Genomic DNA, 22,925 nt, shown 5'->3' with positions numbered 1-22,925 from the left:
TAATAAATTATCGGCTTTTTATTTTATTCATAAATTATTTTAAATTTATGCTTATGTCACCATTAGGCTTGCAGCAGCACAGGAGTATTTCGCCTTCGCGCACAAACGCCAGTGGCTCTTCGTTATACTCGACGTTACCTGACACTAACGTTGCTCTACAGGCGCCGCAGTAACCTTCGCGGCATTGGAATGCAACGTCTATTTTCATGGATTCTAAGCACTGTAAAACAGAAAGGCAGCCAGTGGTAAATTCTATACACTGGCTGTTTTCTGCAAGCGTTATGCTTGCAGCAGACTTGTCACTCATTATAAATCAAAGTCACCAAATTCAGAGGCATCTACTTGCGAGTCGATTTGACCAACAAGGTATGAGCTAATTTCAGCTTCTTGTGGTGCTACTTGCACGTTATCAGACACTAACCATGAATTGATCCATGGAATAGGGTTACTGTTATTTTCAAACTGTGCTGGTAAGCCAATAGCGGTCATACGTGCGTTAGTAATGTACTCAACGTACTGACATAAAATATGCTTGTTTAGACCAATCATAGAACCATCTTTAAATAGGTACTCTGCCCATTCTTTTTCTTGCTCTGCGGCTTCTACAAACATTTTAATAGCTTCGTCGCGGCACTGAGCTGCAACAATTGCCATTTCTGGGTCGTCTTTACCGTCTTGCATAATATTTAAAATATGCTGAGTACCCGAAAGATGAAGTGCTTCATCACGCGCAATAAGCTTAATGATTTTAGCGTTACCTTCCATTAATTCACGCTCAGCAAACGCAAACGAACACGCAAAGCTTACATAAAAACGAATGGCTTCAAGAATATTTACCGACATCATGGCAAGGTAAAGTTTCTTTTTAAGTTCGAACAAATTAACGATCACTGTTTTGCCGTTAATTTCGTGTTTGCCTTCACCGTAAAGGTTGTAAAGCGACACTGAATTAATTAAGTCATCGTAGTATGTGGTTACAGCATCGGCACGTTCGCTGATTTTATCGTTGCTAACTATGTCATCAAAAATAAGTTCAGGGGCTTGCGTAACATTACGAATAATATGCGTGTACGAGCGGCTGTGAATCGTTTCACTAAATGCCCACGTTTCTATCCATGTTTCAAGCTCTGGTAACGATACTATAGGAAGTAGGGCAACGTTAGGTGAACGACCTTGTACGCTATCAAGCAAAGTTTGATATTTTAAGTTACTTAAAAATATATGCTTTTCGTGATCTGGTAATGCTTGAAAGTCTAAACGGTCTTTGCTTACATCTACTTCTTCAGGACGCCAAAAGAAAGACAGTTGCTTTTCGATTAACTTTTCAAAAATTGGGTATTTTTGTTGGTCATAACGAGATACGTTAACAGTTTGGCCAAAAAACATTGGCTCTAGCATTTGGTTATTATGGTTTCGGCTAAATGTAGTATAAGACATGTTTATCACTCAAAAAACTATCAGAAAAAGCGGGCTAAATGCCCGCTTAAAATAAAAATTAATAACTATATTTTACACGCGCCGCCTTCACAATCATCATCTTCCACTTCTGGAGTATCTTCTTGCATATCTGAGGCACCATCGCGAGTGTTGTGGTAGTACAAGGTTTTAACACCCAGTTTGTACGCTGTTAGTAAGTCTTTTAATAAGACTTGCATAGGTACTTTACCGCCTTCGAATTTATTTGGATCATAATTTGTGTTTGCCGATATAGTTTGGTCAACAAATTTCTGCATTATGCCCACAAGTTGTAGGTAACCATCGTTTGATGGAATATCCCATAATAACTCGTAGTTATTCTTTAAACGTTCGTACTCAGGCACTACTTGTTTCAAAATACCGTCTTTACTTGCTTTAACGCTAATGTGACCACGTGGTGGCTCAATACCATTTGTTGCGTTAGAGATTTGCGACGATGTTTCTGAAGGCATTAACGCACTTAGTGTTGAGTTACGCATGCCGTGCTCTTTAATGCTGGCACGTAATGTATCCCAATCAAGGTGAAGTGGTTCATCACAAATTTTATCTAAGTCACGTTTGTACGTATCTGTTGGCATAATGCCCTGTGAATACGTTGTTTCGTTAAACTTAGGACATGCACCACGTTCTTTAGCAAGCTCGTTTGATGCTTTCATTAGGTAGTACTGAATCGCTTCAAACGTTTTGTGAGTCAGTGCATTTGCGCTGCCATCTGAGTAACGCTTACCGTTTTTAGCTAAGTAGTATGCGTAGTTAATTACGCCTATGCCTAGTGTACGACGACCCATAGTCGCATTTTTTGCAGCCGGTACTGGGTAGTCTTGGAAATCAAGTAAGTTATCAAGTGCGCGCACTGCAAGTTCAGCTAGCTCTTCAAGCTCGTCTAGTGACTCAATGGCACCTAAGTTAAACGCAGACAGTGTACAAAGGGCAATTTCGCCTTCTTCGTCGTTTACGTTGCTTAGTGGCTTAGTTGGCAATGCAATTTCTAAACATAAGTTAGATTGGCGAATAGGCGCAACTTTAGCAATGAACGGGCTGTGTGTATTACAGTGGTCCACATTTTGTAAATAAATACGACCTGTACTTGCACGCTCTTGTGCAAACATAGAGAAAAGCTCAATCGCTTTAATACGCTTTTTACGAATAGATTCGTCTTGTTCATATTTTACGTAAAGCGCATCAAATTCTTCTTGGTCTTCAAAAAATGCATCGTAAAGGCCTGGCACGTCTGATGGGCTAAATAACGTAATGTAATCGTCTTTAATTAAACGAGAGTACATTAATTTATTAAACTGTACGCCGTAATCAAGGTGGCGAACACGGTTGTCATCTACACCACGGTTATTTTTAAGCACAAGTAGGTTCTCTACTTCTAGGTGCCAAAGCGGGTAAAACAATGTTGCTGCGCCGCCACGTACACCACCTTGTGAACAGCTTTTAACAGCTGTTTGAAAGTGCTTATAAAAAGGAATACAACCTGTGTGGTACGCTTCGCCGTTACGAATGTGGCTACCTAGCGCACGAATACGACCTGCGTTAATACCAATGCCCGCACGTTGTGATACGTATTTAACAATCGCAGACGATGTAGCATTAATTGAATCAAGGCTGTCGCCACACTCAATTAATACACATGAGCTAAACTGGCGAGTAGGCGTACGTACACCTGCCATAATAGGCGTAGGTAATGATATTTTAAATAACGAGACTGCATCATAAAAACGCTTAATGTAAGAAACGCGTGTTTCACGTGGGTAGTCAGAGAATAAGCTTGCCGCGACTAAAATATATAAAAACTGTGCACTTTCGTAAATCTCACCCGATACACGGTTTTGAACAAGGTATTTACCTTCAAGCTGTTTTACAGCCGCGTAGCTAAAATTAAGATCGCGAGAATGATCGAGGTATGCATCAAGCTCGTCTAACTCTTGCTCAGTGTAATCTACAAGTAAGTGAGCGTCGTAGCGTTTATCTTCAACCATTTTTGTTACATGGTTAAATAAACGTGGTGGCTCAAATTGGCCGTACGCTTTTTTACGTAAATGGAATACAGCTAAACGTGCCGCTAGGTATTGGTAATCAGGCGATTCTTTTGAAATTTGATCTGCAGCAGCTTTAATAATGGTTTCGTGTATGTCTTTAGTACGAATACCGTCGTAAAACTGAATGTGTGATTTTAATTCAACTTGCGAAACCGATACGTTTTTTAAACCTTCGGCGGCCCATTCAATAACGCGATGGATCTTATCAAGATCAAGAGGCTCTTTACGCCCGTCACGTTTGCTTACAGATAACTGTTGGTTCATTTGCCTGTATTCCTTGGGAATTATGTATTTTGACCAATGCGTCATACCTCGCAATGGCAAGGTAAGTACTCATTTATTATAAGTTTCACCGTAATGGCGAATTTAATTGAATAACATTTGGCCACAATATCTGGTGTTGTTCAATTTAGAGATCACAAGATAGTGTGGTCTGAGTTGTTTTGCAAGGGACATAATTGCCCCTATATGTGGATAACTTTGGGATAACGCATTTGTGTTAGTAGACACTCACCTTCGAACAATCATTTAAGTTAGAATATGCAGAAATCAACTAATGATCTGCTAAATTTACGCATTTTAAAAATAAATTCTGACTGCTTTTTTTATCGACAAGCTTTGTGTGAAAACTAACACAATCACAATATATAGTGTTTAATAATTAACATAGCACTATATATGGTTAAAACCATCAATTGGACTTTGCCAGTTAAAATCAGCATTCCAGCTGTTGGCTTTATCAATACTTGGTATATAACCCCAAAGTGCCGTTGCAGTGTGCATACCTGCCGCTTTGCCTGCTTGTATGTCACGCTGTGCATCACCAATGTACAAACAACGGTTTGGTTTTACCCCCATAAGCTTTGCACAATGTAGCAGTGGTAGCGGTGATGGTTTGGCCTCAGCGAAGGTATCGCCACTTATTACTACACTGGCGTTTTTTAAAGCGGGGATAGCAGCCACTAAAGGCTCGGTCAAAAAGCCAGGTTTGTTAGTCATGATCCCCCATTTGATCTTTTTTTGATCAAGGGCGATAAGTAACGATTCAACTCCAGAGAAGCAATGCGTGTGTTTTGCTATGTTTGCAGCGTACTCGTCAACTAATTGCTTAATCAGCTCGCTTTGGGGTTGTTTAGCCCATAACTCTTTAAAACCAGCCTCTAATAGCGCACCTGCGCCGTTAGATGCGGCAGGACGGTATATATCACTACTAACAGGTTCTATTTTATTGCTAATAAGAACTGCGTTTAAAGCGGCACCTAAATCATCAGCGGTATCGAGCAGGGTGCCGTCTAAATCAAATAAAAATGCATCGTACTCAATAAGAGGCAGTGGGGCTTGAGAGCTAGCCATTAAGCTAACTTCTCAAAATAAAGTATGTAATTTACGCTAACGTCGTTATTAAGCGTATATTGCTTTGATAGTGGGTTATAAGAAAGCCCTGTACTTGCACGTACTTTTAAACCCGCTTGCTCCGCCCATACAATAAGTTGCGCAGGTTTTATAAACTTTTTATGGTCATGTGTACCTTCAGGTACCATTTTCAACAGCTTTTCGGCGCCAACAATCGCGTATAAATATGCTTTAGGGGTTTTGTTCAGGGTTGAAAAAAACACGTCTGCACCTGGTTTGGCAAGTGCAGCTACAGCATGAATGATAGAAGCTGGGTCGGGTACGTGCTCAAGCATTTCCATACACGTTATTACATCAAAGCGCTCAGGGTACTGCGATGCAAACTCTTCGGCAGGTACTTTTATGTAATCTACATTTACGCCTGTCTCTAAACTATGCAATTTAGCAACAGTTAAAGGCTCTTGCCCCATATCGATACCGGTTACTTTAGCACCCATACGCGCCATGCTTTGGCTTAAAATGCCGCCACCACAGCCAACATCGAGTGTTTCTTTATCGAATAAGCCTTGCGTTTTGTTTGCTATAAAATCTAAACGTAACGGGTTAATTTCGTGAAGAGGTTTGAATTCTCCGTCTAGGTCCCACCAACGCTCTGCGATGGCTTCAAATTTTGCTATTTCTGCGTGATCTACATTTTGATGTTCGGTCATAAAATACTTCCTCGTCAATCTGAGGCCATTATATAGGGCTAAATTGATAAATCGCAAAGTTTTGCGCCTGTAAATTGAAATTAATTGTGATAGCATGGCTATTAGTAATAATAACAAATACTCTTAATACCCAATACCGGGTTGTTGAGAGCTGATACTGAAGGAATGTGATATCAAATGACTGATCTCGCCAATGAAATTCTGCCAGTCAATATTGAAGACGAGTTAAAAAACTCCTACTTAGATTACGCAATGAGCGTAATAGTAGGACGTGCATTACCAGACGTACGTGACGGTTTAAAACCTGTTCACCGCCGCGTTTTGTTTGCAATGAACGAGCTTAGTAATGACTGGAACAAGCCTTACAAAAAATCGGCCCGTGTGGTCGGTGACGTAATCGGTAAATACCACCCACACGGCGACAGTGCAGTTTATGACACGATAGTTCGTATGGCTCAGCCATTCTCACTACGTTATATGCTTGTAGATGGCCAAGGTAACTTCGGTTCGGTTGATGGTGATTCAGCAGCGGCAATGCGTTATACAGAAGTACGTATGGCAAAAATGTCGCATGAGTTATTAGCCGATCTTGAAAAAGAAACGGTTGATTTCGTTCCTAACTACGATGGCACAGAGTTCATCCCTGATGTTTTACCAACGAAAGTTCCTAATTTATTAGTGAATGGTTCGTCGGGTATTGCAGTAGGCATGGCTACAAACATTCCACCACATAACTTAACTGAAGTTGTGAACGGGTGTTTGGCACTTATTCAAAATCCTGATTTAACTATTTTAGAGTTAATGGATTATATCCCTGGTCCTGATTTCCCAACGGCTGCAATTATCAACGGTAAGAAGGGCATCGAACAAGCCTACTTAACTGGCCGTGGTAAAGTGTACATGCGTGCACGCGCCGACGTCGAAACCGATGAAAAAACAGGCCGTGAAACAATCATCGTTCACGAAATTCCTTATCAAGTTAACAAAGCTCGCCTAATTGAAAAAATTGCTGAGCTGGTTAAAGATAAGAAAATTGAAGGTATTAGCGCGCTACGAGATGAATCAGATAAAGACGGTATGCGTATCGTTATTGAGATCAAACGTGGTGACGTAGGCGAAGTTATTCTAAATAACTTATATTCACAAACTCAGTTACAAACTGTGTTTGGTATGAATATGGTTGCTTTAATTAATAACCAACCTAAGTGTTTTAATTTAAAAGAAATGCTTGAAGAGTTTATTATTCACCGTCGTGAAGTAGTAACTCGTCGTACCGTGTTTGATTTACGCAAAGCCCGCGACCGTGCACACACGCTTGAAGGCTTAGCGATTGCACTTGCAAACATTGACCCAATTATCGAGCTTATTCGTAAATCTCCTACACCTGCTGAAGCTAAAATTGCTTTAACAGCGCGTCCGTGGGAACTAGGTCATGTACAAGGCATGCTTGAGAAAGCGGGTGAAGATAATGTAGCTCGTCCTGATTGGTTAGCCGCTGATTTAGGTATTCGTGATGGTCAATATTATATTTCTGAGCAACAAGCTCAAGCAATATTAGATTTACGTTTACATAAGTTGACTGGTCTTGAACACGAAAAAATTATAAGTGAATACCAAACCTTATTAGATTTAATTGCTGATCTTTTATATATTTTGGCTACGCCTGAGCGTTTAATGGAAGTTATTCGTGACGAACTAGTAGAAATTAAAGAGCAATATGGCGATGAGCGTCGTACAGAAATTAACGCCGCAGCTCACGATATAAGCTTAGAAGATTTAATTACTGAAGAAAACGTTGTAGTAACGCTTTCTCACGAAGGTTATGTGAAGTATCAGGCATTGTCTGATTACGAAGCGCAGCGTCGTGGTGGTAAAGGTAAGTCAGCAACGAAGATGAAAGATGAAGATTTCATTGAACGTCTGTTAGTTGCAAATACGCACGATACTATATTGTGTTTCTCTACAGCGGGTCGTTTATATTGGCTTAAAGTGTATCAGTTACCACTAGCAAGTCGTGCAGCGCGCGGCAAGCCAATTGTTAACTTGTTACCACTTGAAGCTGATGAACGTATTACAGCTATATTGCCAGTACGCGAGTACGCAGAAGATAAATACATCTTTATGGCAACTGCATTTGGTACTGTTAAGAAAACACCATTAACGGCTTACAGTCGTCAACGTGCAAGCGGTATCATTGCTGTTAACTTAAATGATGGCGATAGCTTAATTGGTGTTGATATTACCGATGGTAGCAACGAAATTATGTTGTTCACTGATGCTGGTAAAGTAGTACGTTTTAAAGAAGCTGAAGAAACAACCGTTGTTGATGAAAACGGTAACCCAGTACTTGATGAAGAAGGCAACCCTGAGATTCGTTTCAAAGGTGTTCGTCCAATGGGTCGTACTGCTACAGGTGTTCGTGGTATTAAAATGCCAGACGAGCAACGCGTAGTATCGTTAATTGTACCAAAAACTGACGGTGCTATTCTAACAGTAACTGAAAATGGTTACGGTAAACGTACACAGCTTGAAGATTATCCATCTAAGAGTCGTGCAACACAAGGTGTTGTATCTATCAAGGTGAGTGAACGTAACGGTGCTGTTGTTGGTGCTGTGCAAGTTGATGACAACGATGAAATAATGATTATTTCTAATCGTGGTACCTTAGTACGAACTCGCGTTAATGAAGTTTCTACGGTTGGACGTAACACGCAAGGTGTTATTTTGATCAGAACTATTGACGGAGAGCAAGTAGTTGGTTTACAACGTATAGAAGAGATTGAAGTTACTGAGAGTGACTTAATTGATATCGAAGACGTTGAAACAGTTGATACGGTTATTGAAGAAGTAGTGGATGACAATCCTCCTTCTGAATAATTGAAATTGAAAAAGCGGCTTTAGCCGCTTTTTTTTATGTTGTTGAATAAAACTAATACAGCTTGTTTGCAGTGCGATCAGGCTTGAAATTTTTAATTACTGGAATGAGGCAAAGGTAATGAGTAAATATAATTTTTGTGCGGGACCGGCTATGCTTCCGCAAGCGGTGATGAAAAAAGCGCAAAAAGAGTTCCTAGATTGGCAAGGTTTGGGTGTTTCTGTGATGGAAATAAGCCATCGTAGTAAAGAGTTTTTAACGGTTACTGCAAAATGTGAAGCTAGCCTTCGCCGCTTAATGAATATTAGTGATGAGTTTGAAGTGTTGTTTATGCATGGTGGTGGCCGAGGACAATTTAGTGCTGTACCGCTAAACTTACACCAAGAAGGTAAAACCGCTTTTTATTGCGAAAATGGCGTATGGTCAAAAAGTGCGAGAGATGAAGCGAGTAAATTCACTCAAACGACTTTTACCGATATACGTAATGATGCTGATGGCGAGTTTTCTATTAAAGCGGTTGCTGACTGGGATTTACCAGCAGATGCAGCGTATATCCACTATTGCCCTAACGAGACCGTTGATGGCTTAGAGATTTTTGATGTACCTAGCCACCCAACAGCACCAATTGTTGCAGACATGTCGTCAACTATTTTATCGCGCGAAATAGACGTTAATAAATTTGATTTAATTTATGCCGGTGCACAAAAGAATATTGGCCCATCGGGTATATCAATCGTTATTGTACGTAAAACATTACTAGAGCGTGAAGGTTTAGCAAAACCTGGTATTTTAGATTACGCACTTGAAGCAAAGCAGGGCAGTATGTTTAATACCCCACCGACTTTTGCTTGGTATTTAGCGGCTGAAGTATTTGAATGGCTTGAAAGCAATGGTGGTGTAAAAACCATGGAAGCACAAAATATTGCTAAAGCAGATTTACTGTATGATTTTATCGATAACTCTGATTTTTATTCAAATATTGTTGCTAAGCATTGTCGCTCACGTATGAATGTTCCTTTTTGGTTGAATGATGAAAGCTTAAATAGCAAATTTGTTGCTCAATCTAACGAAGCGGGTTTACTTGCTTTGGAAGGTCACCGAATAGTGGGCGGTATGCGCGCCAGCATTTACAACGCAATGCCACTTGAAGGTGTTCAAGCACTAGTTGACTTTATGGCTGCCTTTGCAAAGGAAAATAGCTAATGGAGCAACTTCGTTTAGAGCCCATTTCTCGTGTAAACGGCACAGTTACCTTACCTGGGTCAAAAAGTTTATCAAACCGTATTTTATTATTAGCAGCGCTTGCTAGTGGTACTACTGTTGTAGAGAACTTACTTGATAGTGATGATATTCGTCATATGTTGGGTGCTCTGAAGCTTTTAGGTGTAAATGTGACACTTAATGAAGAACGCACTGTAGCCACTGTAGAGGGTGTTGGTGGTGTGTTTAAAACACCAAGTGAACCATTGTTTTTAGGTAATGCAGGCACTGCCTACCGACCTCTAACCGCTGTACTTGCTGCTGTAAGTGGTGAGTACGAGCTAATAGGCGAGCCGCGTATGGAAGAGCGTCCAATAGGGCACTTAGTTGATGCTCTACAAACGCTGGGTGGCGATGTTACCTATACAAAACATAAAGATTATCCACCACTTAAAATCGTAGGCGGCCAAATCAACGGCGGTGAAGTTGAAATTGACGGCAGTATTTCAAGTCAATTTTTAACTGCCTTGTTAATGGCAGCACCTTTATTTAACGGCGATACAAATATAACTATTAAGGGTACTTTAGTATCTAAACCTTATATTGATATTACGTTAGGTGTTATGGCGCGCTTTGGTATTGATGTTGAGCACAGTGACTATGCAACTTTTAACGTTAAAGGTGGTCAACAGTATCAATCAATCGAGCGTATTATGGTTGAAGGTGATGCTTCATCGGCTTCTTATTTCGTTGCAGCCGCAGCGATAGCCGGTGGCGAGATAGAAATTAAAGGTGTTGGCGCTAAATCGGTTCAAGGTGATATTGGCTTTGCTAAAGTTATGGAGCAGGTTGGCGCTAAAATTGATTGGTATGATGAGCGTTTAGTTGTTCGCAAAGGCGAGCTTAATGGCGTAGATATAGATGCGAATGCAATTCCTGATGCAGCAATGACACTGGCAACAGTTGCTTTGTTTGCTAAAGGTAAAACCGCTATTCGTAATATTTATAACTGGCGCGTTAAAGAAACAGACCGTTTGTACGCAATGGCAACTGAGCTTAGAAAAGTAGGCGCTGAAGTTGTAGAAGGGCATGACTTTATAGAAATTACACCGCCTAAACACTTCAACGATGTAGCAATAGACACTTACGACGATCACCGTATAGCTATGTGTTTTGCTATGGTTGCCGTAGGCGGAAAGCCAATAACGATTAATGATCCAAAGTGTACTTATAAAACATTTCCTACATTTTTCAATGTTTTAGCATCAGTCAGTGAATAAGCTATTTAGAAGTAATTACAAAAGTTACACACTAATAGCAGATATATTTTAATAACTGACGTATAATGTCGCGGTTTATTTAGGTGTGCATTGCAGGAGGTTTTAAATGCAGGCGTTATTAATGCCCGTGATCACCGTTGATGGCCCAAGTGGTTCAGGTAAAGGAACTGTTTGTCGCTTGTTAGCCGACAAGTTGGGGTGGGATGTACTAGATAGTGGTGCGATTTATCGCGTTTTATCTTTAGCTGCACTTCATCACCAAATTGCATTAGACAATGAAGAAGGGCTTGTCCCTCTTGCTGCAAATTTAGATGTGCAGTTTTTGGTAGATAGCCAAACTAATGCAGGAAAAGTTATTTTAGAAGGCGAAGATGTAACGACTACTATTCGTAATGAAGAAGTAGGCGCTGCAGCGTCAAAGGTTGCAGCATTACCTCGCGTTCGTGAAGCATTATTACGCCGTCAGCGTGCATTTCGCACTGAAAATGGCTTAATCGCCGATGGTCGTGATATGGGCACTGTGGTTTTTCAAGATGCACCGTTAAAAATATATTTAACAGCAAGCGCAGAAGAACGTGCTCGTAGACGTTTTGTTGAGTTGAATACGCGCGGTCTTAATGTTACACTAAGTGGTCTATTACAGGATATTCAAGCTCGTGATGAGCGCGATATGAATCGTGCCGTTGCTCCGCTTGTGCCTGCAGAGGATGCTATTGAGATCGATACTAGCGAACTTAATGCACAGCAAGTGTTTGATAAAGTAATAACTTTATTAGATATTGCTATCTCTGAAGGTAAGCTTCCTAAACGAAGCTAAAACACATTTTATGCGCCAGCAGGATGCCAGTGCTATTTTAACAACCCCATGCAGCATGGTTGCTTATTGGTATAATATATAGAGACGTATATTCGTATGTCAGAAAATTTTGCGCAGTTATTTGAAGAAAGCTTAAAGGGTTTTGAAGCAGAGCAAGGCTCTATCGTTAAAGGTACAGTAATCTCAATCGAGAACAACATTGTACTTGTAGATGCTGGTCTTAAATCAGAAAGTGCTATCCCTGCTGAGCAGTTCAAAAATGCTGCTGGTGAACTTGAAGTTGCTGTTGGCGACGAAGTAGATGTTGCACTAGATGCAATTGAAGACGGTTTCGGTGAAACTATTCTTTCTCGTGAGAAAGCTAAGCGTCACGAAGCATGGATCCGTCTTGAGAAAGCATGTGAAGAGCAAGAAACTGTTACTGGTGTTATCAACGGTAAAGTTAAAGGCGGTTTCACAGTTGAAGTTGATTCAATCCGTGCTTTCCTACCTGGTTCACTTGTTGATGTTCGTCCAGTACGTGACACAACTCACCTTGAAGGCAAAGAGCTTGAATTTAAAGTAATCAAGCTTGACCAAAAACGTAACAACGTTGTTGTTTCACGTCGTGCAGTTATCGAATCTGAAAACTCACAAGAACGTGAAGAGCTTCTTGCTAACCTTGTTGAAGGTCAAGAAGTTAAAGGTATCGTTAAGAACCTTACTGACTACGGTGCATTCGTTGACCTTGGTGGTGTTGATGGTCTACTACACATTACTGATATGGCTTGGAAGCGTGTTAAGCACCCTTCAGAAATCGTTAATGTTGGCGACGAAATCGCAGTTAAAGTTCTTAAATTCGACAAAGATAAAACTCGTGTATCTCTAGGCCTTAAACAGCTTGGTGAAGATCCATGGGCAGCTATCGCTGGTCGTTACCCAGAAGGTTCTAAACTTTCTGGTCGTGTTACTAACCTTACAGATTACGGCTGTTTCGTGGAAATCGAAGAAGGCGTTGAAGGTTTAGTACACGTTTCTGAAATGGATTGGACTAACAAAAATATCCATCCTTCAAAAGTTGTTAGCTTAGGCGACACTGTTGAAGTTATGGTTTTAGAAATTGACGAAGAACGTCGTCGTATTTCTCTTGGTCTTAAGCAATGTATTGCTAATCCTTGGCAGGAATTTGCTCGTCTACAGAACAAAGGCGATCAAGTTACTGGTAAGATCAAATCAATCACTGACTTCGGTATCTTTATCGGTCTTGACGGTGGTATTGACGGTCTTGTACACCTTTCAGACATTTCTTGGAATACACCTGGCGAAGAAGCTGTACGTGAATTCAAGAAAGGCGACGAAATCACTGCTATCGTATTGCAAGTTGACCCAGAGCGTGAACGTATCTCTCTAGGTGTTAAGCAAATCGAAGCTGACCCATTCAATAACTACCTTGATGCAAACAAAAAAGGTGCTATTGTTAAAGGTAAAGTGACTGAAGTTGATGCGAAAGGCGCAACTGTTGAACTTATCGAAGGCGTTGAAGGTTACATCCGTGTAGCTGATATCGCTCAAGAGCGCGTTGAAGATGCAACTACTGTTGTTTCTGTAGGCGACGAGATTGAAGTTAAATACGTTGGTGTTGATCGTAAGAACCGCACTTTAAGCTTATCTGTAAAAGCTCTTTTCGAAGCAGAAGAGAAAGAAGTACTAGAGAAGCTTAAGAAAGAAGAGCCAGTGTTTGAAAACGCAATGGCAGCTGCTTTCGCAAATGCACAAAAAGACTAATATATAATTAGTTTTTAGTTGGAAGGGCATTTTTTGCCCTTCCTATATCTCTTTTTAAGGAAACGCTATGACTAAGTCAGAACTGATAGAAACACTTGCGGAACAACACGCACACGTTCCAGTGAAAGATGTTGAGAATGCTGTAAAAGAAATTCTTGAACAAATGGCCGGCTCATTATCTACTTCAGATCGTATTGAGATCAGAGGTTTTGGTAGTTTCTCTTTGCATTTCCGCGCTCCTCGCACAGGTCGTAATCCTAAGACTGGCGATACAGTTGAGCTTGAAGGAAAGCATGTACCTCATTTTAAACCAGGCAAAGAATTACGCGACCGCGTAAATGAAAGCATTGCCTAGTTAACTTAGTGGAGTAGTTACTTGTTCAAGGTATTAAAAATTATTCTGGTTGCACTATGCCTTATCAGTGCATTTGTATTAGGGTCACAAAACCCACAGTTAGTACAAATAAATTATATTATAGCCAGTAATACATTACCTTTAGCTGTAATAATAAGTATCTGCTTTTTATTAGGTGTTTTGATTGGTTGTTTTATTAGCTTTAAATTGTTTTCGCAATTAAAGTGGCAAAACTACCGTTTAAAAAAGCAATTAGCGCCTGAAAAAGATAAAAAAAAGCTTGCCGCGAATAAAGACACCTAACTATGATTGAGCTTTTGTTTTTACTATTACCTGTTGCCGCCGGTTACGGTTGGATTATGGGTAAAAACAGTGCTAAAAACCAAGCTCATCAACTTAATCGTCAGATCACTTCTGAATACAGCAAAGGCTTAAAGTTTCTACTCGACAGAGAAGAAGATCAAGGCTTAGAGCATTTAATTAACTTACTTGAAGTGTCAGCCGACTCGGTTGAACACTATTCTACACTTGCCGCTATGTTTCGTCGTAGAGGTGAATTAGACCGCGCAATAAAAATTCATGAACTTTTATTAAAACACCCAAGCTTAAATGAACAACAAGCTGCAACAAGCCGTTTAGAACTTGCCGAAGATTACATAATGGCTGGGCTACTAGACAGTGCGGAAGAGCACTTAGTTTGGTTAGTTAAAGCAGGGCATGTAGAAGCGCTAGATCCTATTATTACTTTATACTCGCAAACCCGTGAATGGGAGAAAGGCATCAACATGTTTGAAGCCCATAGCGAGCTATTTTCAAAAGAACAACAATTTAAAGCGATTGCTAATTTTTATTGTGAGTCGGCTTTAAGTGACAGTACCCCCCAACTAATGAGAAAAGCGATTAGCTTAAATTATAAAGCTGTGCGTCCCCTGTACGAATTAGGTTTAGTTGCTTACGCAAAAGAAGATTACGTTAAAGCTATTTATTACTGGCGTGAACTTGTTACTCAATTCACTTTGTTTGCGCCTTTATTTATTGATGAGCTTGCCCACAGTTATAAACAATTAAATTTAACGCATCAATTTCATGAATTAGTCAGTGATTTATTAGAAAAGGGCGGTGTATTAATTAAAATAAAACATTGCCAAGCCTTACTTGAACAAGGGCATACAAAACAAGCCTTTGAATTTTTAACTGATAGCTTAAAACGTCAACCTACTATTCGTGGTTTCAGTTTTTTACTGCAATTGATGGGCGATCAAAATAAAAATACCAAAGAAGTACTTAACGAAATTGATAAACTTGTAACCTCTTATATTGCTACAAAGCCTGACTTTCAATGTCAGCATTGTGGTTTTACAAGTTACACAATATATTGGAATTGCCCCTCTTGTAAGCATTGGGAAACCATTGTTCCAAGTCGAGGCTTAGACGGATTTTAATAACCCCATATTAATAATTTTACTGCCATACATTAGGATAGTCATGTCTTTCGAACACTCAAAAAAAATTCTTATAGCATTAGATTACGATGATCAAGAAGTTGCCTTAAACTTTGTTAAACAACTTTCTCCTAATACATGTCGTCTTAAAGTCGGCAAAGAGATGTTTACTTATTTTGGACCTACATTTGTTAAAGAGTTAATTGATTTAGGTTTTGATGTTTTTTTAGATTTAAAATTTCATGACATTCCTAATACAGTAGCTAAAGCGGTTACTGCCGCTGCGAAAATGGGTGTATGGATGGTTAATGTACATGCATCTGGTGGCTTTGAAATGATGAGTAAAGCTAAGTCTGCTCTTGAGCAATTTGGTGACAAAGCGCCACTACTTATTGCTGTTACTGTATTAACCAGCATGGATGAGACAGAACTTAAGCGTTTGGGTGTTGATAAATCAGCTCAAGAACAAGTTATATATTTAGCTAAGCTTGCAAAGGAAGCAGGGCTTGATGGCGTTGTGTGTTCTGCGCAAGAAGCTAAAGCATTAAAAGCAGAGTTAGGTGAGAACTTTAAACTTGTAACACCAGGTATACGTCCTGAAGGCAGTGATGCTGGCGATCAAAAGCGTATTATGACTCCTAAGCAAGCAATAGATGCAGGAAGTGATTATTTAGTAATAGGCCGACCTATTACTCAGGCGGATGATCCCGTAAAAGTTCTTAGTGATGTTAATAGTTCTATAGTATAAATTAACAAAAAGCAGCAATATAGTGCTAATAACCCTTACCTAATGTGTGTTTTATGTTACATTATTAGAATGAAGATGAAGTAGGGGTTTGTTTTGAAGTTATTATTTGGTTCATTAATAATTATTGTTGCGGGATTTAGCGTAAATAAATATGTTTTTTCTAACAAAGCATATGACGGTGTAACAACCGTTACAGATATAATTCAAACATATCCAATCAATATGTTTGATTTTAAAAAAACAATGCAAGATTATGCTCATCACCTGTGTTACAAAAATGAAGATACACTCATATCTCAGCATGTAAGTGTGAGTGAATGCATATCGAAACTTGATGATAAAAAAACAGAATGTGAAAAAAAGGTTTTTCGTTTAGCGCCACTCAATATTGAGTCGAAAGGTGAAGTGCTTGATTATTCTAGGCAATATACGCAATGTACATTACCTTATAAGTATATTTTAGGTTAATTACCAACAGATATTATTGGTAATTAAAGCCTATTATTTATGACTAAGATCTTAAGCGAATGGATTTCGCTTCAATATCTATTAACTCTTGTTTAAACAATCCACCAATCGCTTTTTTATAATTAGCTTTACTAGTAGAAAACATCTTTTTAATCGCTTCAGGTTCAGACTTATCGCCTAATGGAATAACTCCACCTTCGTTTTTAAGTTTTTGCATAATAGTTTCACCAAGGTCACTTACTTTACCCATGCCTGGCTTTTCTAGTACAACATCAATTTTTCCGTCTTCACGTACTTTTTGAATGAATCCTTTAAGCTTTTGGCCTACAAATAAACTTTTAAATACCATATTGTAAAAAACAACACCGAAGTGCGATTCTTCAATTAATACCTTGTAGCCAATATCTGTTTTGCCAGCGACGATTAAATCCACTTCTTGTAAGTGAGTATATTGCGGCTCATCTTTAGATAAGAAACGATTAAAGTTGTTTGATGCACAAATACGTTGGCTTGCATTATCAAGGTACAAACGAACTAAATATGAATGACCTTCTTGCATGCGTGGTTTTTGTTCGTTGAACGGAGTTAGAACATCTTTTTCAAGACCCCAATCTAAAAATGCACCAATACTATTAATTTCTTTAACGCGAAGTAGGGCATATTCACCTACTTGTGCGTGTGGCTTTTTAGTTGTCGCAGTCGCTAAATTAGCATTATCTAAAAAGATAAAAACACTTATGCTATCGCCAGCTTCAAGCTCATGTTTAATTTCTTGCTTTGGTAAAAACACTTCACCTAAATCATGGCCGTCTAAGTAAGCACCTTCGTTACTCACTTCTTTTACAAATAATGTTTGTGTGGTTCCTAGGTAACTCATAATTATTCCTGCTCAGTCTTTTTTTTACGGCGCATTGGTGTATCGCCATCAATGTTCATTGGTGCTTTAATTGGTGCAGTTGGCTTTTTAGGTTTAGCTTTGCGTTTAAATACAGGCTTTTTAACAGCAGCTGCTTTTTCTTTAGATTTATCCCACGTTGTCTCAGGTTTTTTCTCTTTTAAACCTTTAAACTTAGCTTTTAAACCCTCTACACTCGCAAATTTTAACTCGTCATTTAAAAATGCTTTAATAGCTAAATAACTTGCCCAATCTTTAGGACCAACTAATGAAATTGCGTTACCTTTAAAACCAGCACGCCCAGTACGACCTATGCGGTGTACATACTCTTCTGCGTGTTTTGGTAAATCAAAGTTAATAACATGCGTTACGCTTAGTAAATCTAAACCACGAGATGCAACATCGGTTGTGATTAATATTTTAAAGTTTTCGCGACTAAACGAATCCATAATATCTAAACGTTTATTTTGTGTTAAATCACCAGCAAGCGCTACAGACTTAAAGCCTTTAGCATTAAGCGCCTCACTCAAACGACTCGTGTCAGAACGTGTTGCTGTAAAGATAATGCACTGGCCAACATCATCTTGATTCAAGAAATGCTCTAAAAGCGCTTCTTTATGATCAAGGTGATCGGCAAGATATAACGTTTGTTTAATATCGCTATGTTGCTCGTTTGCTGCACTTAGCGTAATTTGCTTTGGCTTTTTTAATAGATTACGTGATAGTGCATCTACTTGCGCATGGTCAAGTGTTGCAGAAAACAATAACGTTTGACGTAAGCGATGATTCGCTTGCTCGTTAATCATTTTTAACTGCTCGGTAAAGCCTAAATCTAATATACGATCGGCTTCATCAAAAATAAGCAGTTCTAGTCCACTCAATTGTAGTGAGCGTTTTGTAATGTGATCGGCTAAACGCCCAGGTGTAGCAACTACAAATTGTGGATCGTTTCTAAGTGCTTTTATTTGGTCATTAAAGTTTTCGCCGCCAAGTATTTTTACGGCCTTAATGGCTGTACCTGCAATTAATAAACGCAGTTGAGTAAATACTTGCGTAGCAAGCTCACGCGTAGGAGCAACAATAAGTACACGAGGATCGCGTTTACTGAGTGCTTTTTGTTTCATAACCCTTTGTACAGCAGGTAATAAAAACGCCAAGGTTTTGCCCGACCCAGTTTTAGACTGAGCGAAAATATCATACCCCGCAAGTGCGGTAGGCACTGCATGCGCTTGAATATCGGTGGGCTGGGTGATCCCTTGATGTGCTAGTTGTGTTTCAAGGCGTGTATCAATCCCAAGATCAGTAAACTGCAATGTGTGTTTCTCCAAAATGAGCAAATTAAGTCTATAAATTTATCAGCGCATTATAGCTTACACAGATAGGTCGCTAACAGTAAAAACCAATCTATAGCGCTATTTTTTGCAATTAAACTAAAAAAGCGTAAAATACGCGCCCCATATGCGCCGGATTTACGATTCGGTAAACGCCAATACTGGCTAATAAGGCAAAATAGGAAATATAATGACTGTTGTTCATAAAGATAATGTAACGGGCGATCACTTTGTAGTATGTGCGCTGTATAAATTTGTTGGTTTACCTGAATTTGAAGCTATCCGTAAGCCGTTGCTTGAAGTGATGGAAGCAAATGAAGTACGCGGTACTTTACTACTCGCTGCCGAAGGTATAAACGGCACTGTTTCTGCAAAACGTGAAGGGATAGACAACTTATTAGCCTGGCTTGATGAGCAACCAAACTTAAAAAACATTGTAACAAAAGAATCTTACGATGATGAATGCCCGTTTTACCGCACTAAAGTAAAACTAAAAAAAGAAATTGTAACGATGGGCGTTGAAGGCGTAGATCCGCTTAAAGTTGTGGGTAGCTATGTAAAGCCAAATGAGTGGAACGCACTTATATCTGACCCAGAAGTAATTTTAATTGATACACGTAATGATTACGAAATTGAAATTGGTACATTTCAAAATGCAGTCGATCCAAATACTAAAACCTTTCGCGAATTTCCACAGTGGGCAAAAGAAAACTTAGACCCTGAGAAACATAAAAAAGTAGCAATGTTTTGTACCGGCGGCATTCGCTGTGAAAAATCGACAGCCTACATGAAAGAGCAAGGTTTTGATGAGGTTTATCATCTTGAAGGCGGTATTTTAAAATACCTTGAAGAAGTGCCAAAAGAAGAAACCATGTGGGAAGGCGAATGTTTTGTATTTGATAATCGCGTTGCGGTTGATCACGACTTACAAAAAGGTTCTTATGATCAATGCCACGCGTGCCGTATGCCAATTACAGAAGAAGAAAAGTTAAAGCCTGAATACATGGAAGGTGTATCTTGTCATCATTGTATTGAGGAAGTAACAGACGAGCAACGCGCGCGATTTGCTGAACGCCAAAAGCAAATAGAACTAGCACAAGCCCGTGGTGAAGGTCATATTGGCAATGAAGCGCAAGCCGTTTTACAGCAACGTAAAGAAGCTAAAAAAGCACAAAAAGACGCTCAGCGCGGTAAATAAATTTTTACAATAAGTATCACATTTAAAGAGTCTATCTGGGCTCTTTTTTTGTGCCCAAAATTGTGCAGTAATTGTTTTCACACTCCGATGATAGTGTTAATCTGCAAACATATTTAGTCATTTTAATGCGCATACAGGAAGGGATTTATGCAAGCCGAACAAGTTGAAATCGCACAATTTTTAGCACAACATCCTCCTTTTGATGACTTACCTCAAAAAGCGCTTAATGAGCTAGCTCAACAAGTAGAAGTTGCTTATTTTAGAGCAAAAACAGACATTTTAAGTTTTGGACAAGACATATCTGATTTGTATGTGATTAGAAGTGGTTCTGTAGAAATGTATCGCCGAAATGGTGAGCTATACAATCGTTTGGCCATTGCAGGAATATTTGGTCAAATGGGTTTATTGATGAACCGTAAGGTGCGTTTTCCTGCAACTGCTCTTGAAGATACGTTAGTTTATTGTATAAATGTTGAGCTATTTAATCGTTACTGTGATGAGTTTGATGCGTTTGCTGATTACTTTGAAACAGATGGTAACGTGCGTTTACATCAAGCTATTGTTGAACAAGCCGATGGCAATGACCTTACAACAGCTAAAGTAAAATCATTAATTCACAGAGATGTAGTCACCGTAGATGCAACATCTACAATACAAGATATCGCTAAATTAATGACCGAAGAGGCGGTATCGTCAGTTTTGGTAACCGATGTAAATAAACCAATAAACGACGATCCTGAGGAAGATGATGGACAAGTCGTTGGCATAATAACCGATAGGGATTTACGCTCAAAAGTAGTGGCTAAAGGGCTTGATTTTAACACACAAGCAAAAGAGATTATGTCTACTAACTTAGTGCTTTTAGATGCTAATGACTATATTTTTGAAGCGGTACTGGCCATGCTCAGAGATAATCTCCATCATTTACCCGTAGTACAAAAAAGACGTCCTATAGGAGTTATCTCCCTCTCTGATATTTTACGTTACGAATCGCAAAGCAGCTTATTACTTGTACGCGGCATACTTGCTCAACAAACAATTGAGGATTTAGCGCATTATGCACGCCAATTACCCAATGTATTTGTCCGTATGGTTAACGAAGATGCAAATTCACACATGATTGGTACTGCCATGGCCGTTATCGGACGTACTTTTAAACAAAGATTACTTGTATTAGCTGAGGAAAAGTTTGGTCCACCTCCCGTTCCTTATTGTTTTATTGCACTGGGCTCCATGGCTCGCGACGAGCAACTTATTGTAACTGATCAAGATAACGCACTAATTTTAGATGACAGTTACGACGATGAAAAACATAACGCGTACTTTCAAAATATTGCCGATTTTGTGTGTGATGGCTTAGCGCAGTGTGGTTACACCTACTGTGATGGAGAAATAATGGCGTCGTTTAAAAAATGGCGTAAAACTCGCTCAGAGTGGTTCGATCAATTTGCTGATTGGATAGCCCAGCCAAAACCACAAGCACTGCTTAATAGCTCTATATTTTTTGATTTAGACGGTGTGTGGGGCAAAACCAAGTGGGCCGACGAGCTTAAAATATTTATAGCGAAACAAAGTAAAGTGAATCGTATATTTCTAGCAAATATGGCGGCAAATGCTCGAAATAGAACACCACCTCTTGGCTTTTTTAAAGGCTTTGTTATGGAGCATAACGGCCAACATAAGCGTTCAATGAACTTAAAACGAAGAGGTACTGCACCACTTTCTGATGTTATACGTGTACACGCATTAGCTATTGGTTCGCGTAAACAAAACTCGTTTGAGCGATTAGAAGATATTATTGAAGCTAAGCTATTACCGCAGGGTAAAGCGCAAGATTTACGTGATTCACTTGAGTATATTGCCATGATGCGAATTCGCCATCAAGCGTGGCAAATAGAGAAGGGCGAAGAGCCTGATAACGACTTAGACCCACATTTACTGTCTCCTTTTGAACAGCGAAACTTGAAAGAGGCATTTGCTATTTTAGAAAAAGCACAAAGCTATTTAAAATTTAGCTACACAGCAAACTCTGGTGTGAAGTAGCCTATGAATCCGCGTAATTACAAAGCAGTTGATTGGCAAGCTAGATACAACGAGCTTGCCAACAGCACCGAAAATAAACTTCTAAAACACTTTTATGCAGGTGCTTATAACCAAGATAAAGCCGCAGTAGAAGATGTGCCTTTTGTAGCAATGGACTTTGAAACAACAGGTTTAAATAGCCAGAACGACGATATAGTGAGTGTTGGCTTAGTGCCGTTTAATTTAAAGCGTATTTATTGCAAACACAGTCGGCATTGGGTTGTTCAACCAAGACGTAACCTGCATGAAGAGTCTATTTTAATTCATGGAATAACGCACTCTGAGGTGGATGACGCCCCAGACTTTAACCGAATTATTGAGCCTTTACTTGAAGCGCTAAGTGGCAAAGTTGTCGTGGTGCATTACGCTGCAATAGAGCGCCATTTTTTAAATAATGCGTTATTACTGAGGCTTAAAGAAGGTATTGAGTTTGCACTTGTTGATACAATGGAGCTAGAAAAAAGAGCACTAAAAGCAAGGCAGGGAGTATTAGGTCGATTGTTTAACACAAAACTAGGATCGCTCAGATTAACAGATTGCCGCGAGCGTTACTCATTACCTCCATATAATAACCATAATGCTTTAACGGATGCGCTTGCTACAGCCGAGCTTCTACAAGCGCAACTGAGTCATCATTACCGTGTAGATACTCCAATTTCAGAGTTGTGGGTATAATACCAATACGCAATGATACTTTAATCGTTTTTGGAGTTAAACCTGACGCTAGCTGCGTTAAAAATTTCTCATTTAGAATAACTAAATAACTAAATAACTAAATAACTAAATAACTAAATAACGAAATTTTGCCTTACTATCGACACAATTTTCCTGCCACAAAATAGATCACTTTATTAAGCGAATTGGTATGATTTTAAATAGTTAAACA

General features: G+C 39.3%; 20 protein-coding genes. 13 read left to right on the top strand and 7 right to left on the bottom strand.

Features of this window, described 5'->3' with window-relative positions:
• Positions 1-34: 34 nt before the first annotated feature.
• From yfaE to ubiG, 5 genes are all read right to left on the bottom strand, one after another.
• Positions 35-307 (bottom strand): class I ribonucleotide reductase maintenance protein YfaE, encoded by a 273-nt coding sequence (gene yfaE, locus GQR46_RS02430; RefSeq protein WP_165739718.1) that lies wholly within the window; start codon positions 305-307, stop codon positions 35-37.
• Positions 307-1,437 carry a class Ia ribonucleoside-diphosphate reductase subunit beta gene (gene nrdB / locus GQR46_RS02425; protein ID WP_165727486.1) on the bottom strand — a complete coding sequence of 377 codons (1,131 nt, stop codon included), beginning with the start codon at positions 1,435-1,437 and terminating at the stop codon, positions 307-309. The genes yfaE and nrdB overlap by 1 nt, the downstream gene beginning before the upstream one ends.
• 65 nt (positions 1,438-1,502) lie before the next feature.
• The gene (nrdA, locus tag GQR46_RS02420; RefSeq protein WP_165739716.1) at positions 1,503-3,785 is read right to left on the bottom strand and encodes a class 1a ribonucleoside-diphosphate reductase subunit alpha; all 2,283 of its coding nucleotides are present in this window, start codon (positions 3,783-3,785) and stop codon (positions 1,503-1,505) included.
• A gap of 408 nt (positions 3,786-4,193) precedes the next feature.
• Positions 4,194-4,874 carry an HAD-IA family hydrolase gene (locus GQR46_RS02415; RefSeq protein WP_165739714.1) on the bottom strand — a complete coding sequence of 227 codons (681 nt, stop codon included), beginning with the start codon at positions 4,872-4,874 and terminating at the stop codon, positions 4,194-4,196.
• Complete coding sequence (ubiG, locus tag GQR46_RS02410) at positions 4,874-5,584, bottom strand: bifunctional 2-polyprenyl-6-hydroxyphenol methylase/3-demethylubiquinol 3-O-methyltransferase UbiG (RefSeq protein WP_165727489.1); 711 nt, start codon at positions 5,582-5,584, stop codon at positions 4,874-4,876. Before ubiG ends, GQR46_RS02415 begins: the two co-directional genes overlap by 1 nt.
• Positions 5,585-5,761: 177 nt before the next feature.
• On the opposite strand from ubiG, the gene gyrA reads away from it, so the two are divergent.
• From gyrA to GQR46_RS02360, 10 genes are all read left to right on the top strand, one after another.
• Complete coding sequence (gene gyrA, locus GQR46_RS02405) at positions 5,762-8,461, top strand: DNA topoisomerase (ATP-hydrolyzing) subunit A (protein WP_165727490.1); 2,700 nt, start codon at positions 5,762-5,764, stop codon at positions 8,459-8,461.
• Positions 8,462-8,579: 118 nt separating this feature from the next.
• Positions 8,580-9,662 carry a 3-phosphoserine/phosphohydroxythreonine transaminase gene (gene serC / locus GQR46_RS02400; RefSeq protein WP_165739711.1) on the top strand — a complete coding sequence of 361 codons (1,083 nt, stop codon included), beginning with the start codon at positions 8,580-8,582 and terminating at the stop codon, positions 9,660-9,662.
• Positions 9,662-10,939, top strand: a complete 1,278-nt coding sequence (gene aroA / locus GQR46_RS02395) for a 3-phosphoshikimate 1-carboxyvinyltransferase (RefSeq protein ID WP_165727492.1) — start codon at positions 9,662-9,664, stop codon at positions 10,937-10,939. Before serC ends, aroA begins: the two co-directional genes overlap by 1 nt.
• 106 nt (positions 10,940-11,045) lie before the next feature.
• A complete protein-coding gene (gene cmk, locus GQR46_RS02390; protein WP_165739709.1) occupies positions 11,046-11,756 on the top strand; it encodes a (d)CMP kinase in 711 nt (236 codons plus the stop codon).
• A gap of 96 nt (positions 11,757-11,852) precedes the next feature.
• Positions 11,853-13,520 (top strand): 30S ribosomal protein S1, encoded by a 1,668-nt coding sequence (gene rpsA, locus GQR46_RS02385; protein WP_002961176.1) that lies wholly within the window; start codon positions 11,853-11,855, stop codon positions 13,518-13,520.
• Between the two features lie 67 nt (positions 13,521-13,587).
• On the top strand, positions 13,588-13,875 hold the full coding sequence (gene ihfB, locus GQR46_RS02380; protein ID WP_007583054.1) for an integration host factor subunit beta: 288 nt from the start codon (positions 13,588-13,590) through the stop codon (positions 13,873-13,875).
• A gap of 21 nt (positions 13,876-13,896) precedes the next feature.
• Entirely contained in the window at positions 13,897-14,178 is a 282-nt protein-coding gene (locus GQR46_RS02375; protein ID WP_024600249.1) for a LapA family protein, read from the top strand.
• 2 nt (positions 14,179-14,180) lie between these two features.
• Positions 14,181-15,317, top strand: a complete 1,137-nt coding sequence (gene lapB / locus GQR46_RS02370; protein WP_165727494.1) for a lipopolysaccharide assembly protein LapB — start codon at positions 14,181-14,183, stop codon at positions 15,315-15,317.
• A 43-nt stretch (positions 15,318-15,360) separates the two neighbouring features.
• Positions 15,361-16,065 (top strand): orotidine-5'-phosphate decarboxylase, encoded by a 705-nt coding sequence (pyrF, locus tag GQR46_RS02365; protein WP_165739707.1) that lies wholly within the window; start codon positions 15,361-15,363, stop codon positions 16,063-16,065.
• A gap of 93 nt (positions 16,066-16,158) precedes the next feature.
• Complete coding sequence (locus tag GQR46_RS02360; RefSeq protein ID WP_165727496.1) at positions 16,159-16,533, top strand: hypothetical protein; 375 nt, start codon at positions 16,159-16,161, stop codon at positions 16,531-16,533.
• A 43-nt stretch (positions 16,534-16,576) separates the two neighbouring features.
• Here GQR46_RS02360 and GQR46_RS02355 read toward each other — a convergent pair whose 3' ends face one another.
• A complete protein-coding gene (locus GQR46_RS02355) occupies positions 16,577-17,410 on the bottom strand; it encodes a S1-like domain-containing RNA-binding protein (RefSeq protein ID WP_024590152.1) in 834 nt (277 codons plus the stop codon).
• Between the two features lie 2 nt (positions 17,411-17,412).
• The gene (locus GQR46_RS02350) at positions 17,413-18,741 is read right to left on the bottom strand and encodes a DEAD/DEAH box helicase (RefSeq protein WP_165727497.1); all 1,329 of its coding nucleotides are present in this window, start codon (positions 18,739-18,741) and stop codon (positions 17,413-17,415) included.
• Between the two features lie 208 nt (positions 18,742-18,949).
• Here GQR46_RS02350 and GQR46_RS02345 point away from each other — a divergent pair, with 208 nt between their 5' ends.
• The 3 genes from GQR46_RS02345 (at position 18,950) to GQR46_RS02335 (ending at position 22,714) form a co-directional block, all read left to right on the top strand.
• Positions 18,950-19,957 carry a rhodanese-related sulfurtransferase gene (locus GQR46_RS02345; RefSeq protein ID WP_165739705.1) on the top strand — a complete coding sequence of 336 codons (1,008 nt, stop codon included), beginning with the start codon at positions 18,950-18,952 and terminating at the stop codon, positions 19,955-19,957.
• A 147-nt stretch (positions 19,958-20,104) separates the two neighbouring features.
• The gene (locus GQR46_RS02340) at positions 20,105-22,000 is read left to right on the top strand and encodes a DUF294 nucleotidyltransferase-like domain-containing protein (RefSeq protein ID WP_007583071.1); all 1,896 of its coding nucleotides are present in this window, start codon (positions 20,105-20,107) and stop codon (positions 21,998-22,000) included.
• Between the two features lie 3 nt (positions 22,001-22,003).
• On the top strand, positions 22,004-22,714 hold the full coding sequence (locus tag GQR46_RS02335) for a 3'-5' exonuclease (protein WP_165725804.1): 711 nt from the start codon (positions 22,004-22,006) through the stop codon (positions 22,712-22,714).
• Positions 22,715-22,925: the final 211 nt, after the last annotated feature.

Origin of the sequence: Pseudoalteromonas sp. Z1A6, assembly GCF_011378745.1 — a bacterium.
GTDB lineage: Bacteria > Pseudomonadota > Gammaproteobacteria > Enterobacterales > Alteromonadaceae > Pseudoalteromonas > Pseudoalteromonas arctica.
The sequence above is the reverse complement of the archived record's forward strand: the minus strand, read 5'-3'. Positions and strand labels throughout refer to the sequence as shown.

Excerpts from the sequence above, each read along its gene's own strand:
- yfaE (WP_165739718.1), bottom strand. The coding sequence starts at position 307 with ATGAGTGACAAGTCTGCTGCAAGCATAACGCTTGCAGAAAACAGCCAG.
- nrdB (WP_165727486.1), bottom strand. The coding sequence starts at position 1,437 with ATGTCTTATACTACATTTAGCCGAAACCATAATAACCAAATGCTAGAG.
- nrdA (WP_165739716.1), bottom strand. The coding sequence starts at position 3,785 with ATGAACCAACAGTTATCTGTAAGCAAACGTGACGGGCGTAAAGAGCCT.
- GQR46_RS02415 (WP_165739714.1), bottom strand. The coding sequence starts at position 4,874 with ATGGCTAGCTCTCAAGCCCCACTGCCTCTTATTGAGTACGATGCATTT.
- ubiG (WP_165727489.1), bottom strand. The coding sequence starts at position 5,584 with ATGACCGAACATCAAAATGTAGATCACGCAGAAATAGCAAAATTTGAA.
- gyrA (WP_165727490.1), top strand. The coding sequence starts at position 5,762 with ATGACTGATCTCGCCAATGAAATTCTGCCAGTCAATATTGAAGACGAG.
- serC (WP_165739711.1), top strand. The coding sequence starts at position 8,580 with ATGAGTAAATATAATTTTTGTGCGGGACCGGCTATGCTTCCGCAAGCG.
- aroA (WP_165727492.1), top strand. The coding sequence starts at position 9,662 with ATGGAGCAACTTCGTTTAGAGCCCATTTCTCGTGTAAACGGCACAGTT.
- cmk (WP_165739709.1), top strand. The coding sequence starts at position 11,046 with ATGCAGGCGTTATTAATGCCCGTGATCACCGTTGATGGCCCAAGTGGT.
- rpsA (WP_002961176.1), top strand. The coding sequence starts at position 11,853 with ATGTCAGAAAATTTTGCGCAGTTATTTGAAGAAAGCTTAAAGGGTTTT.
- ihfB (WP_007583054.1), top strand. The coding sequence starts at position 13,588 with ATGACTAAGTCAGAACTGATAGAAACACTTGCGGAACAACACGCACAC.
- lapB (WP_165727494.1), top strand. The coding sequence starts at position 14,181 with ATGATTGAGCTTTTGTTTTTACTATTACCTGTTGCCGCCGGTTACGGT.
- pyrF (WP_165739707.1), top strand. The coding sequence starts at position 15,361 with ATGTCTTTCGAACACTCAAAAAAAATTCTTATAGCATTAGATTACGAT.
- GQR46_RS02355 (WP_024590152.1), bottom strand. The coding sequence starts at position 17,410 with ATGAGTTACCTAGGAACCACACAAACATTATTTGTAAAAGAAGTGAGT.
- GQR46_RS02345 (WP_165739705.1), top strand. The coding sequence starts at position 18,950 with ATGACTGTTGTTCATAAAGATAATGTAACGGGCGATCACTTTGTAGTA.
- GQR46_RS02340 (WP_007583071.1), top strand. The coding sequence starts at position 20,105 with ATGCAAGCCGAACAAGTTGAAATCGCACAATTTTTAGCACAACATCCT.
- GQR46_RS02335 (WP_165725804.1), top strand. The coding sequence starts at position 22,004 with ATGAATCCGCGTAATTACAAAGCAGTTGATTGGCAAGCTAGATACAAC.